The following is a 13,421-nucleotide window of genomic DNA, read 5'->3' as shown; positions in this document are numbered from 1 at the left end:
CAATCGCATGAGTGAAAACGCCGTTAAGACACAGCTTAGTATCGTCAAGCGTGATATTTGGCTTCTATCTTCCCTTACGTGGGTGCCAGTTGCGCTGGCACTTACGATTTGGTGGATATTTTCTCAAGGCATTGCGACTAACCTGCCTATTGGTGTCGTCGACTTGGATCAAAGCCAACTTTCGCGCAGTTTTACTCGGCACTTGGAAGCCACACCAACACTGGCCATTACACAACAATACAGCTCAGCAGCCGAAGCGAAACGAGACCTAACAAAAAGCGACATCTATGCATACGTCGTGATTCCACACGAGTTTGATAAGCAAGTTAGGCTAGGTCGTTCACCTCAGGTCTCTGTGTTCTACAACAGCCAATACATCCTTGTCGGCAAGCTGATTAACTCAGCCGTTATGCAAGCACAAGGCACCCTTAATACTAAGTTGGCAATGGGGAATAACTTGGGCCAAGGAAACTCAACCTTATCCGCTGCGCTTGGTAAGGCTCTACCGATTCAAACTCAAATTACTGCGCTGTTTAATCTCAATAGCAATTACGCTCAGTTTCTAGTGGGCGCCATTATTCCTGCCATTTGGCAAATAGGTATCATTGTAACGGGCATAATGACTTTATCTGCCAATAACAGAGAAAGAGGCGTTCACCAATGGCTAAATAGACAACCTTTTCTCAATGTGATCAGAACATTACTCCCTTACCTACCGTTATATCTTTTGCAAGGTATAGGATTTTTATGGCTGTTCTACGGGGTTCTTAACTGGCCAATGCAAGGCAGCCTGTTGATTATCGCAATAGCGCAGGTCGTCACCGTTGTTTGTTGTCTCATCATGGCTACCTTGTTCTATTTCTTGTCATTGGATGCAGCGAGAGCCATGAGCTTTGCAGGTGCTTTTACTGCCCCGAGTTTCGCTTTTATGGGCATTACTTTCCCAGTCAGTGATATGAACAGCCTAGCTCAATTCTGGCGATCACTGCTGCCGATTAGTCACTATATTGAAATGCAAGTTGGACAGGCAAGCTACGGAGCGAGTATTTGGCATAGCCTTAATCAACTCACGCCTATGATTGGGTATCTCATACCAGCACTGGCTTGCGGATATTTGATTAAAAGAGCCACACAAAATACGGCTAACACGGAGACCAATTGATGTCACTCTTTCAACTTTTGCGCTCTGAGTTTAAGGCGATTTTCACTAACCCGGTTGTCGCACTCACGGTTTTCGGCGGTGTTATCTTTTACTCCTTTTTGTACCCGCTCCCCTACATCAACCAAACGCCTACAGAGCAAGAGATAACCGTTGTAAACCTGGACAAAAGCCAAGCAAGCTACCAGCTTGAGCGAATGGTCGATGCTACCCCTCAGGTCAACATCGTAGCGCGTAGCGGCAGCATTGAAGAAGCAAAAGAGCATTTACTAAATGGCGATGTGAGTGGCATTTTTGTCATCCCAGAGCATTTCTATCGCGATTTAATGTTGGAGAAAAGTCCTACCCTCGCGTTTGCGGGTGACGCTTCCTATTTTCTGGTTTACGGCACCATTGTTGAAGGCTTAGCTCATGCCGGCGGGACACTTGCTGGAAAGGTCAATGTTGTCAGACTCCTCTCTGAAGGCGTACCAATGTCAATGGCAGAACAGCAATATGCAGCATTTCACGTAAACATGAAACCGACATTCAACCCTGAAATTGGCTATCTCAACTATGTCGTACCCGCTGTGTTCGTATTGATACTACAACAAACACTAATCATGCGTCTGGCCTAATGGGTGCGACACAGCGAACCTCTAACGACTACTGGACCCAAGCAGGACCATTAGCAACTCTATTAACACGAGTATCAGTGCTGGGCGTCATCTATCTTGTACTTGCCATGTACTATTTCGGGTTTAGCTTAGACTTCTACGCCATTTCACAACTTGGGGCGGCATTTGACCTATTCTCGATTTTTATCCCAATGTTCGTATGCAGCACGGCTATTGGAGTTGTTCTGGGACAGGCTGTGCCAAGAAGAGAGCTAGTCACGGTTATTGCACTGTTTCTATCCATGCCGCTAATATTTACTTCAGGCTTCATATGGCCTGTGGAGAGCATTCCAACACCGCTTCTAAGCCTGTCATCCATTTTTCCGAGCGGCCAAGCCATCCCAGCCTTGCTAAAGGTTAATCACATGGGTGCTAGTGCAGATGCCATCGTCGATCATGTAATCAGACTCTGGGTTCAAAGTCTTTTATGGCTAGGTATCGCCTTTTATCTACTCAATAAATCAAACCGTGACATTTCATAATTGAGATAAACACTTGTGTTATGTGATATTTTTGTAATTTATTGAGTGCAAAAGATACTTTTTCCCCTAATAACACTATCATTACGATAGCATCAACACTATAAATACAAGTCAAAGCATGGGTCAGACAAATACAAGCCACTCTATTACTATTGAAACTAAATCATTCTTGGCACTTTTTCTCATCCCTATACTCGTCGCGATTCCAATCTCTTACTACTTCGCCCAGAAAGACGTTAAATCTGAATTAGTAGCAATTAGTCGTTTCTACGCCAACTATATCGATAGCATCATCACAGAGCTGCATGCAGAATCTGCGCTCATCGCACAAAGTGAAGACCAGTGTGAAGTTATGCAAGAACAGCTCCTATATGAGAACCAACTTCGTGAACTTGTTATCGTAGATGAAGGAGTGATCGTCTGCTCTTCCAAGCGAGGTAACATAGAAGTCGATATCAATAGTGTGTTTCAAAAGTGGGAGTTTGACAGTGGCGAGTACCTCTTCGACTACGGCAATGATATTTCGCAACGCTCTCTCGCCGTTGTTGATGCTTTCCCCGATAAAGAAAACAGTGGGATCGTCGCGCTCGTCAATCGTAACTATTTAATTGAAACATTACGTCGAGATGCCAGCACACAATTAAGTCGAGTTTCTATTAAGTTCAAGGACTTGTTGTACCCACCAGAGCAACCCTTCTCTTCCAATGGGTTACACCATGTTCATGCTTCGCTCCTGTATGACTATGACATATTAGTAGAAGCACGCCCGGTAACCGTGTATTCCAAACTAATATCTATCGCGATCATTACCATTCCAACAGCGTTTCTACTCTCTTTGCTCATTCATGGTTTTACGAGAAGATATCGCCAACGCGACTCTCTTTTGGATGATTTGAAATCAGGCCTAAAAAGGAATGAGCTTTTCTTGTTATATCAACCGCTTGTCAACAGTCAGTCCCATGAAGTCGAAGGAGTTGAAGCATTAGTACGCTGGGAACACCCAAAACTTGGTTTGGTGAGACCTGATATTTTCATTCCTCTTGCTGAACAGCAAGGGCTTATCAATCAACTCACTGATGTTGTCTTGCAAAGAGCGCTGACAGACTTACAACCAACTCAACCCAACAAACCACTCCATGTTGGTGTAAACATTCCACCGAGTTACCTTGAAGAAAAGCATTGTGTACAAACATTAAAGCGCTACCACAATGCAATGAACGATGCAGGTTATCACCTATGCATCGAAATCACCGAGCGACAGGCGCTCGATGAAAGTGGTATAAAAGTGCTGGATGCACTCGCCAGTGAAGGGGTAATTATTGCTATAGATGATTTCGGAACCGGGCAAACATCGCTGTCTTTGCTCAATGATGCACCGTTTAACTATCTAAAAATTGATAAGTGCTTCGTGGACACAATTGGCGTCGATACGGTCAACGCACCAGTGCTGAGTACTATCATTGAACTGGGCCACAAGTTAAACGTGACAATCGTGGCTGAAGGGGTTGAAACTGAAGAACAAAGTGAGCTGTTAAGCAAACATAACGTGCAGTTGCTCCAAGGGTACCTATTTTTCAAGCCGTTGACACTCAAGGCACTGAAAAAGCTACTTCGCTAGATAGTTCGTAAGTCTAATCTTACTTTTTGACATTGCGCGGCGTTAAAAACCGCGCTGTTTCCAAAACTGCCCTTCATCTCTTGCATAGAGGTGAAAAGTTTTTCCGCGACAATCTTTCCACCCATCTCGATAACCATTCTCCAAGGACCAAGGTTGGATTCAAAGCCGCCATCAGGATAAAGAAGTTGAATAGTGTCGCCGAGATAAAACTCCCAATCGTTGTTGCCGATGTGTTCTTCTCCTTCAAAAGACTCTAATAGTTGGCCTTTTTTACCAAGTACTCCTGGGTGCTCTATTCGGTAATGGATGACTTCACCTTTACCTTTCTTGATATTTACGACAAAGCCAAATTCTACCGCCTCATCGGCCACCACTTGAGTTGTAAATTCTTGGATCTTAGGAAGCTGTTTTGAACGTGAATCCCAAGTGCTATATACGCCATAGGACGTCATTTCTACGATTGCTGATCGTTTCGCCATTTCTGCCAACGCTTCTTCATTTGATTAATGGTTTCATGACTCACACCATGTATGTTTGGATATTCGCCATTGCACTCAATCACTTCGAGATCTATCTGTAGCCGTTTCGCAAGCTGAGTATAAAACTGCATTTCCCAGCACCGAATAAAGGTGTTGGATACAACTACACTCTCTCCTCTTAATAGAGCCGCTTGAGTTTCTTCTTGGCACCAGTTATGAGCTAGCCTTACTTTAGATGCGTCGTAATGGTAATCACCATCCCTATCGACAAAGTACATGTCGGCTTCTAAATGCGTCGCATCGGTGTATGTTTTCGCCAAGGTGGACTTTCCAGAGCCAGGCAATCCCCTTATTAAGGTGAGCTTTGCTGTCATTTGAGTCTCGTACATCGAGTGAGGATGGCATGTTACGAAAAATAGTTGGTTTTTTCTATCGACAATGCCAACCGATTACGTTAGCTTTAGATGTATAGACGTCTATACGCTTAGGGAGAAAGCTGTGCCAATTAAGATACCTGATCAATTACCTGCATCTGATGTACTTCGTAATGAAAACATCTTCATTATGCCGGAGTCTCGCGCCTCAACTCAGGAGATCCGTCCTCTGAAGGTATTGATCCTGAACTTAATGCCAAAGAAAATTGAGACTGAAACTCAGTTCTTACGTCTACTATCGAACAGTCCACTTCAAGTGGATGTGGAACTTCTGCGTATTGATAACAGACCAAGTAAGAATACCCCTACAGAACACCTCGATAACTTTTACCGCCAGTTTGAGATGGTCAAAGACCGTAACTTTGATGGATTGATTATCACCGGTGCGCCACTTGGCTTGGTGCAGTTTGAAGATGTGATTTATTGGGATCACCTACAAACCATTATGAGCTGGGCAAAACAGCACGTTACTTCCACACTTTACGTGTGTTGGGCTGCGCAAGCGGGCTTAAAGCTTCTGTTTGATTTACCAAAACGTACAAGAAAAGAGAAGTTGTCAGGTGTATATCATCATAAGATTCATCAACCTTACCACCCTGTTTTACGTGGTTTTGATGATACATTCCTAGCGCCTCACTCGCGTTACGCTGACTTTTCACCTGAGTACTTAGAAGAGCACACCGATTTGGACATTCTAGCGACTTCTGACGTCGCGGGTGTTTATCTAGCAGCAACCAAGGATAAGCGAAACGTGTTCGTTACTGGTCACCCTGAATACGATGCTCATACACTTCACAACGAGTACATACGTGACTTAGGCGAAGGCATGGAACCTGCAATTCCAATTAATTACTACCCGAATAACAACCCAGACAATAAACCATGCGCTAGCTGGCGAAGTCATGGCCATTTGCTATTTTCTAACTGGTTAAACTACTGTGTTTACCAGCAAACACCTTACGATTTGGAACACTTCAGCGAAGACCATTTCACGAAAGACGATTAAGCCCATATTGCTTATTGCCTTCCTAAACAGTGTATTTAAAAGAGCCCATTGCGGCTCTTTTTTATACCGACACGACTTATCTCATTGATTACTCGGCCAATTGCCAACCACGTCGCAACGTTGGTCTCTAACTATTTTTATATACATCAACACACTTATTATGAGTTGTCGCAAAGTCGTTTGAGGAAGAAACCATGAAAATCATACCCATCACCTTGGCATTAACGCTGTCTGCTTGTGTCACAGTGACGGAGACCGTAGACACTGCTCCGCAATCAAGCGATATCGAAATGGCGGAATCACGCATTGCTTTAGGTCTTGGATACATGGGTCAAGGCAACATGGTGAAGGCGCGGGCAAACTTAGAGAAAGCACTGACTCATGCACCTAATTACTACCGTTCTCAACTTTCCATCGCGCATTACTATGAAAAAGTGGGCGAGCCCGATATGGCACGTCAATACTATCGTTCTGCATTGAAGCAACATCCACGAAACGGCAATGTACTCAACAATTACGGAACATTTTTGTGTAAGCAAGGGGAATATGCGCAAGCTGACCGCTACTTCAATCAAGCTATTGATCAGCCTTATTACTACTTGGTGTCTGCAAGTTATGAGAATGCCGCACTCTGCGCTTTAAAATCAGGTAACAAAGAACAAGCTTATACCTATTTTCAACGCACTCTCGATCACGACCCGAACCGAGCTCGTTCAATACTGCAGATTGCTAACCTAGAGATTGAACAAGGGAAATATACGGATGCCCGTATTCGACTCATGAAATTCCATCAACGATACGGATTGAAAAAACCTTCTCTACAGCTGTTAATTCGACTCGAAGAGCAAGCCGGCAATGAAGCGTTGAAAGAGAAATATCAGAAGCAGCTCGATAGCTTAGCCTAGAGAATGGTAAAGGTGGCATAGACAGGTTAATCAGTCGTCTACTGTGTGCTTTGAGTTTTTCTGACGGCGACTTCTTGCGCGCCGAACTCGGTTTACCTTCTTGTATTCAAGATAAACAATTCGAACGAAAGCGAGGCAGCCGAAAATAGCAAGAAGGCAAAGAGAACATTCAGACTGTCACATATCCATTTGGGCTCACAGGCAGATAGATTTCAAACTCCATATGCCCTCCAAATAAACACTGATGTTAAATTAAGCTTAGCACTTTAAACTCAGCCACTTTCTTCTTTCGGCTTCAGTTTTGAATGTCCATGCGATGAAGCGGCTGATCTTTTGTCCCTGTTGCATCTCGACCACACGCGCTTCCAATGCTCCTGCTTTTTCAAGATTCTTGCGCATCCAACGAACATTCTCTTTCTTAGAAATTAGCGTTGAAAACCACAACACTTGGTTCGCAAAATCACGACTTTCGAATGCCATATTTTTGATAAAAGCCGCTTCGCCGCCCGGGCACCACAGTTCTGCTTTTTGGCCACCAAAGTTCAAAGCACTTGATTTAGGCGAGCCCGCTTTCGTAGTGAGTTGAGTTTCACCGTTACCACGCTTCTTCCGATTAGCATTCAGGTTTGCCAACTTACGGTCCGTTCCCTGTTGTGCCTCTTCGAGAGATTTATGAAATGGTGGGTTACATGTGGTGATATCGTAATGCTCACCTGGCTTTATAATATGCTTGAAGAAATGGCGACTGTCAGATTGAACATGGCATTCAATCTTGCCAGACAGCACGGAATTGGACTGTGCTATCTCGTTTGCGCATTCCACGGAAACCGAATCGATATCACTGGCTTTAACCTGCCAACCATAATCCACTGCCGCAACAATTGGATAAATACAGTTCGCCCCGACACCCACATCTAGCATTCGCACCAATGAATGTTTCAGCCCTTTCCCTTCAGTGAGCAAAAGGTCGGCTGCTCGATGAATATAGTCCGCACGCCCTGGAATCGGTGGGCATAAGTAGCCATCAGGGATATCCCATTCTTTCACATTGTAATGATGAGCGAGCAGCGCTTTGTTCAACAACTTAACAGATTTGGAATTAGAAAAATCAATACTGCTATCGCCTTTGGGGTTCCTAACCAGCTGCTCCTTCAACTCCGGCGTTGCCGCAGTCAAAACATTAAAGTCATATCGGCCTTGGTGCTTATTACGTTTGTGCAAGCCAGCAACACTTTTCACCACAGCGAATTTCATGATGTTATGTTCGCCTATCGCATCATTCTCCGCTTTTTTTAAAGAGCGTTTGTTACTGCCTGCATTTCGATTTTTTTTAGGTTTGCCCGGCCTGTACGATGGTTTTTGTTGTTTCTCTGTCTTCATTGAGTTTGTCCAAGCGCGAGTTAAGCGTCTTTCAGTTCTTGATAGATCATGAATAATCGAGCGTCCAGCTCAAGCTGATGATAGTCAGGTTCCATATGACAACACAGTTGGTAAAAGGCCTTGTCGTGATTTTTTTCTTTGATATGAGCCAACTCGTGAACTACCAACATTCGAAGCAACGGCTCCGGAGCCGTTTTGAATACACTGGCAATTCTAATCTCATTCTTTGTCTTCACTTTATTACCATGAACGCGATTAACGTACGTGTGCAGGCCGAGCGCATTATTGATCAAATGTATTTTGTTGTCGTAGACACTTTACTCAGTGGCGCGGTCTTTTTCATATAACGATTCTTGATCGCCATAGTGTACTCAAAGAGCGCTTTTTCACTTTTTATGGTGTGGTTCTCCGGATATCGAGATTCAAACCAATTTACCAACCGATTGGATGTGATCAGCTGTTCAACTTGAGACACAATGTTCTCTGGGTAGCCTTGTATATATCGCAGGATCGAAGATTGATTAGATTGCGGCATGAAGCATGTAGCTCTAAGTGAAGAATTTCTAAGGCGCACAGTGTAGCGAAAAAGGCGTTGTGATTCATTCCAAAATCGAGGTGTATCTTTAAACACCTGACCATTTGGGATACACTGCCGCGCGGTCCAATGTACCGCTATCTACTTCGTTATTTTATTAAGAGAGCTTTGCAATGAAACGAGTTGTCCTATACATCAAAGATAAGTGCCCACACTGCAAAGACGCACAGCGTTACTTAGACTCAAAAGGCATTAAATACCGACTATGCAATGCCAAAATGCAGCGTGGTCGTAAAGAATTAGATGCGCTGGGTGCTCGCTCTGTTCCAGTTTTGAAGATTGGTGATCGCGTGATGCTCGGCTGGAACCCAGGTAACTTCGATAAGATTTATCGTTCGTAATCATTCGCCCCTGTCGACTCATTCTCACATCTAGACTCCAGAAAGCAAAAAGCCAACCCATCGGTTGGCTTTTTTGATTCTTGTCGAATACCGCTATTTGGCAACGTTACCGGCAACGTTTAATGCATCCCACGTGCGTGCGAACGGTGGCGCATAACAAAAGTCCATATAGCCTAATTGTTGAGTCGTCAGTTTCGCGGTAATCGCAACAGCTAACGCGTTAATTCGCCCCACCGCACCTTTCTTACCGACAATTTCGCCGCCAAGTAGCACCTTGGTTTCTGGGTGATACACCAACTTCACCTTAATGTCTTCTTGCCCCGGGTAGTAATCCGTTTGGTTCTTGTCTGAAATGGTCGACACTTTTACCTCTAAACCATGCTCTTGAGCCAACAACTCTGAAACGCCAGTGCAGGCCAGTTCATAGTCGAGAACTTTCAAACAAGACGACCCTAGGAAACCCGTCATATGAGTGTCTTTACCCGCAAGTTTATCTGCCATCATACGAGCTTGTTTGTTTGCCGTTGTTGCCAAAGGTACATAAATGGATTGGCCAAGCGCCATGTGGTGTACCACCGCACAATCGCCTACTGCGAAAATATGTGCATCTTCAGTCGCGCCAAACTCGTCCACTAACAGCGCACCGTTTGCGGCTTTTGGCAGATCAAACATCTCTGTATTTGGCTTAAAGCCAAGGGATAAGATAACCACATCCGCTTCAACGGTTCCATTATCCGTCTCTACAAGGTAGCCGCCGCTCTTCGCATCGCGAATGGCAGACACACTGCAGCCTGTTTTTAGCTCCGCTCCCGATTCTCGGATAGCGCTTTCCACCACCTTTATCATCTCTGGGCTAAATTGACGGCTCATAACATGTTGCTCGCGTTCGATAATCGTCACATCTTTGCTCAGCAAATGGGCAGCATCAAACACCTCAAGGCCAATAAACCCGCCACCAATGACGCATACTCGCTGCTTGCTAGTATCTTCAAACGCTTTTTTTACAGCTAAACCATCTTCTTGGCTCGTCAGCGTATAAACATGTTCAGGGTTATATTCCCCAAATAGCGGCACCATAGGACGTGCGCCTGTTGCAATGATAAGCATGTCGTAATCCATCGTACTTTCTTGATTTTGATGCGACACAGTTACCTGTCGGCTTGCTCTGTCTACCGCTACCACTTCGGTATTCACTCGAACATCTAAACCAGACTTAATCGCTTGCTCCGGAGTGCGAGAAATCATACGTTTGGTATCGTCAAACATGCCTGCAGCAAAGTAAGGCAAACCGCATCCACCAAACGAAATGTAATCACGTTTCTCAATTACGACGATCTCATCAGAAGGTTGATTTCTTTTATATTTTGCTGCGAAGCTCATACCCGCGGCGTTACCGCCAACAACGACAACTTTCATCTTTTTGTACCTAAATAGCCTGATGTTCAGGGAAATGGGAAAGAGCACCCACTAAGGAGTGCCCTACTTTATTACTGGCTGTAAAACTCAGATTTATACCGTTGCTTCATTCGAAGGTGTCGCGGCATTATCTGCGTTGTACTCTTGCTCATTAAGAGAGCCATTCTTCTTCGCGGTCAACACACCAGACAACATAGAACCGGAGATGTTAAGCGCAGTACGAGCCATATCGATTAACGCTTCAATCGAGACAAGAATCGCCACAACCGTGATGTCTAGGCCCATGATAGTCAGTACAGCGACCGCTGCAAAGGTTGCACCACCACCGACACCCGCGATACCGAATGAGGCAATCGCAATCACCGCAATCAACTGCAGGATGAAGCTCATATCAACTGGCATACCCATCACTTGTGCCGCCATGATAGCAAGCATCGCAGGGTAGATACCGGCACAACCATTTTGACCGATACTGGTACCAAATGTCGCTGACATGTTTGCCGTTTCTTCATCAACACCCAAACGCTGTGTTTGTGTTTCTACGTTCAGTGGAATCGCTGCCATGCTTGAGCGAGAACCAAAACCGAAGACTAACACTGGCCATGTCTTTTTCATGAACTTCATTGGTGACAAACCAAACATAGAAACCATCACGAAGTGAATCGCGAACATAATGCCAATCGCCACGTAACTTGCGACTAGGAAGCGTCCCATTTCAGCCAGTGCGAACAGATCGTTGGTCATCATGAATGTTGTCATCAGTGCAAAGACACCGTATGGCGTTAGCTTCAAGATTTCACGTACCATCGACAGCACCACTTCTTTCGCAGAGTTGATGAAATCGACAAAGCTTTGCACTTTCTCTGGTTTACGTTTCTTAACTTGAAGAATGCTGTAACCAAGGAACATACCAAACAGAACAGTAGACAATGTAGAAGTACGTTGAGAACCCGTTAGCATGTCAAAAATATTCGATGGAATGATAGACAGTGCCATGCCAGACAGACCGCTACTTGCCATCGCATCTTGAGTTGCGATCAGTGAGTCGCCGCGTGCTTCGATAGCACTGTTGGTACCCATGGTGCTTACTAACGCGTTTGCATCAATGCCGAACATGTAGATACTCGCGATACCAACTGCTGCAGAAATTGCACACGTTAGAAGTAAAATACCAATGATTTTTGGTGCAATGCGTGAAAGCGCGCCTCCACCATCAACGTTCATGATTGAAGAGATCATCGCCACGAAAACAAGCGGGATAACAATCATTTGTAGCAGCTTAATGTAGCCTTTACCGAAAACAGAAATGAGCTCTTCAAAGCCTGCCGTTGCTACCGTTCCAACACCAAACACCAGTTGGATAGCACCACCGAATAAAAGGCCCGCAGCCAGTGCACTTAGTACACGGAAGTTAAATGTTTTTTTCTGTTTCTTGAAATTGGCTAGCATCGCATAGAAGCCAAAAAACAGAACGCTTAATCCAATAAATGAAATACTCATGAGGCTCTCCTATTGATACCCATGTTTTGCCAATGTTGGCTATTTCTTGTATGCAATGGCTTCAACTTCAACCAATGCGTCCTTTGGGAGTCTTGCTGCTTCTACACATGAACGTGCTGGAGCATTCTCTGTACCAAATACGTCTGCATATACCGCATTAAATGCCGCGAAGTTTTCCATGTCAGACAAAAAACACGTCGTTTTGATAACGGTATCGATACTCGCCCCACTCGCTTCTAAGACTGCTTTTAGATTTTCTAGCGACTGACGCGCCTGTTCGGTAATACCACCTTCAACAAAAGTCATCGTTTCTGGATGCAGAGGCAATTGACCAGACGTAAACACCAAATCCGAAAACGTTGTGCCTTGAGAGTAAGGTCCAATCGCTTCTGGAGCTTCTTTGGTATTGATTATGTGTTTCATTGTTTCACCTTATTTAATAAAAATTAGTTTTCGCACAGATCTGCTTTGAACTCACGCAGGTATTTATAAACCGCCTGACGGGTAATATTTAAACGTTCTGAAACCAAAGTTGTGGTCTCTTTCAGTTCAAATACGCCATTGTCAAAAAGGCGCTTTGTTATCGCTTTATTCTTACTTTTAGGGGATATTGCCGTGTCTTTTTCGATGTCATCAATGGCACTATCAAGTGCTTGTTGAATCACATCGCTAGCATTGGTGCTGAAGTTTTCATTCACGACAGTCGTGACCGCCGAGACATCCGGCATCAGCGTTTTAACAATTTCTGGAAATGGAAATGAGAGGTTCATGTTGACGCACAACATGCCAATCGCTTTACCTTCAGAACCCGCTAATATACAGGTCGTAGACTTTAACAGAGCGCCTTCACTACTGTTTGTAAAGTAACTGCTGGGTGACACTTCACCCGTTTTCTCAAAGTTACTCCACATCTTTAAACCAAGATCGGTGATGGGTGAGCCGATAGCTCGCCCCGTGTGATGACCATTAACAATTTTCACCACTGAGCTTTCGAAGCTTTCAAAGGAATGAATCACCACTTCACAATGTGGCCCAATCAGATCGGCAATGGTATCGGCAATTCGAAAATAGTTATCGAGCAACTCGCGATCTTGTTGAGTAAATGTCACTTGCTTCAGCTTCATAGTTTTCGTTTAAAATTGTTAACTCAATAATTAAACTTTACTACCCAATTAGTAGTAGAACAATAGGAAGTTCACTTTTGTAAACTGGAAATTAACCCGAAAAACGGGCGTTATTTATTGATATTTTAGGACATTAAGCAAGGTAACTTGATTCAAATCAGAAGTAATGCATATAGCTACACGGTAACTGCCACAAAAATCACAGTTTTCAAACTTTAACCAATTAGCCTAATTTTGATCCAATTAGTGAAGTAGTTCAAAAAAGTAATTTCAGTGAAAGTTGAGAAATGTAAACCGACGCAAATTAGATAAGATTGTGGGTTATA

The 13,421-nt window shown here is 44.2% G+C and carries 11 protein-coding genes and 3 pseudogenes; 6 read left to right on the top strand and 8 right to left on the bottom strand.

Translation table 11 applies throughout. From position 1 onward, the window contains the following. Nucleotides 1–7 precede the first annotated feature (7 nt). The 3 genes and pseudogenes from UA76_RS02935 to UA76_RS02925 all read left to right on the top strand — a co-directional run bounded on the left by UA76_RS02935 (nt 8) and on the right by UA76_RS02925 (nt 3,915). Nucleotides 8–1,162, top strand: coding sequence for an ABC transporter permease (locus UA76_RS02935; RefSeq protein ID WP_047042815.1), 1,155 nt, complete (start codon nt 8–10; stop codon nt 1,160–1,162). After that, nucleotides 1,162–2,297: pseudogene (locus tag UA76_RS02930) on the top strand (ABC transporter permease). The gene UA76_RS02935 and the pseudogene UA76_RS02930 overlap by 1 nt, the downstream one beginning before the upstream one ends. 118 nt (nt 2,298–2,415) lie before the next feature. Next, nucleotides 2,416–3,915 (top strand): EAL domain-containing protein, encoded by a 1,500-nt coding sequence (locus UA76_RS02925; protein ID WP_047042812.1) that lies wholly within the window; start codon nt 2,416–2,418, stop codon nt 3,913–3,915. Between the two features lie 42 nt (nt 3,916–3,957). Here UA76_RS02925 and UA76_RS02920 read toward each other — a convergent pair. Both UA76_RS02920 and UA76_RS02915 read right to left on the bottom strand, forming a co-directional pair. Further along, nucleotides 3,958–4,394, bottom strand: a pseudogene (locus tag UA76_RS02920) (DUF3859 domain-containing protein). Continuing rightward, nucleotides 4,370–4,768, bottom strand: coding sequence for an AAA family ATPase (locus UA76_RS02915; RefSeq protein ID WP_047042809.1), 399 nt, complete (start codon nt 4,766–4,768; stop codon nt 4,370–4,372). Before UA76_RS02915 ends, UA76_RS02920 begins: the two are co-directional and overlap by 25 nt. Before the next feature lie 124 nt (nt 4,769–4,892). Between UA76_RS02915 and metA the strand changes: the two genes are divergently transcribed. Next, nucleotides 4,893–5,834, top strand: a complete 942-nt coding sequence (metA, locus tag UA76_RS02910) for a homoserine O-acetyltransferase MetA (RefSeq protein ID WP_047042803.1) — start codon at nt 4,893–4,895, stop codon at nt 5,832–5,834. Between the two features lie 194 nt (nt 5,835–6,028). After that, a complete protein-coding gene (pilW, locus tag UA76_RS02905; protein ID WP_047042800.1) occupies nt 6,029–6,739 on the top strand; it encodes a type IV pilus biogenesis/stability protein PilW in 711 nt (236 codons plus the stop codon). Between the two features lie 258 nt (nt 6,740–6,997). On the opposite strand, the gene rlmF is transcribed toward pilW, so the two are convergent. Both rlmF and UA76_RS02895 read right to left on the bottom strand, forming a co-directional pair. Further along, nucleotides 6,998–8,119, bottom strand: a complete 1,122-nt coding sequence (gene rlmF, locus UA76_RS02900; RefSeq protein ID WP_047042798.1) for a 23S rRNA (adenine(1618)-N(6))-methyltransferase RlmF — start codon at nt 8,117–8,119, stop codon at nt 6,998–7,000. A 20-nt stretch (nt 8,120–8,139) separates the two neighbouring features. Then, nucleotides 8,140–8,654: pseudogene (locus UA76_RS02895) on the bottom strand (M48 metallopeptidase family protein). Nucleotides 8,655–8,827: 173 nt separating this feature from the next. On the opposite strand from UA76_RS02895, the gene UA76_RS02890 reads away from it, so the two are divergent. Next, nucleotides 8,828–9,055 carry a glutaredoxin family protein gene (locus UA76_RS02890; RefSeq protein WP_047042796.1) on the top strand — a complete coding sequence of 76 codons (228 nt, stop codon included), beginning with the start codon at nt 8,828–8,830 and terminating at the stop codon, nt 9,053–9,055. 93 nt (nt 9,056–9,148) lie between these two features. Here the strand turns inward: UA76_RS02890 and UA76_RS02885 are convergent, their stop codons facing one another. The 4 genes from UA76_RS02885 to UA76_RS02870 form a co-directional block, all read right to left on the bottom strand. After that, nucleotides 9,149–10,471, bottom strand: a complete 1,323-nt coding sequence (locus UA76_RS02885) for a CoA-disulfide reductase (protein WP_047042793.1) — start codon at nt 10,469–10,471, stop codon at nt 9,149–9,151. A 93-nt stretch (nt 10,472–10,564) separates the two neighbouring features. Beyond that, complete coding sequence (locus tag UA76_RS02880) at nt 10,565–11,971, bottom strand: cation:dicarboxylate symporter family transporter (RefSeq protein WP_047042790.1); 1,407 nt, start codon at nt 11,969–11,971, stop codon at nt 10,565–10,567. 39 nt (nt 11,972–12,010) lie between these two features. Then, entirely contained in the window at nt 12,011–12,394 is a 384-nt protein-coding gene (locus UA76_RS02875; RefSeq protein WP_047042788.1) for a RidA family protein, read from the bottom strand. Between the two features lie 23 nt (nt 12,395–12,417). Then, nucleotides 12,418–13,095, bottom strand: coding sequence for a helix-turn-helix transcriptional regulator (locus UA76_RS02870; RefSeq protein WP_047042786.1), 678 nt, complete (start codon nt 13,093–13,095; stop codon nt 12,418–12,420). Between the last annotated feature and the right edge of the window lie 326 nt (nt 13,096–13,421).

This window comes from Vibrio mexicanus (assembly GCF_001012815.1).
Taxonomy (GTDB): Bacteria; Pseudomonadota; Gammaproteobacteria; order Enterobacterales; family Vibrionaceae; genus Vibrio; species Vibrio mexicanus.
The sequence above is the reverse complement of the archived record's forward strand: the minus strand, read 5'-3'. Positions and strand labels throughout refer to the sequence as shown.

Coding starts and splice junctions, on each gene's coding strand:
- UA76_RS02935 (WP_047042815.1), top strand. CDS start 8: ATGAGTGAAAACGCCGTTAAGACACAGCTTAGTATCGTCAAGCGTGAT.
- UA76_RS02925 (WP_047042812.1), top strand. CDS start 2,416: ATGGGTCAGACAAATACAAGCCACTCTATTACTATTGAAACTAAATCA.
- UA76_RS02915 (WP_047042809.1), bottom strand. CDS start 4,768: ATGACAGCAAAGCTCACCTTAATAAGGGGATTGCCTGGCTCTGGAAAG.
- pilW (WP_047042800.1), top strand. CDS start 6,029: ATGAAAATCATACCCATCACCTTGGCATTAACGCTGTCTGCTTGTGTC.
- rlmF (WP_047042798.1), bottom strand. CDS start 8,119: ATGAAGACAGAGAAACAACAAAAACCATCGTACAGGCCGGGCAAACCT.
- UA76_RS02890 (WP_047042796.1), top strand. CDS start 8,828: ATGAAACGAGTTGTCCTATACATCAAAGATAAGTGCCCACACTGCAAA.
- UA76_RS02885 (WP_047042793.1), bottom strand. CDS start 10,471: ATGAAAGTTGTCGTTGTTGGCGGTAACGCCGCGGGTATGAGCTTCGCA.
- UA76_RS02880 (WP_047042790.1), bottom strand. CDS start 11,971: ATGAGTATTTCATTTATTGGATTAAGCGTTCTGTTTTTTGGCTTCTAT.
- UA76_RS02875 (WP_047042788.1), bottom strand. CDS start 12,394: ATGAAACACATAATCAATACCAAAGAAGCTCCAGAAGCGATTGGACCT.
- UA76_RS02870 (WP_047042786.1), bottom strand. CDS start 13,095: ATGAAGCTGAAGCAAGTGACATTTACTCAACAAGATCGCGAGTTGCTC.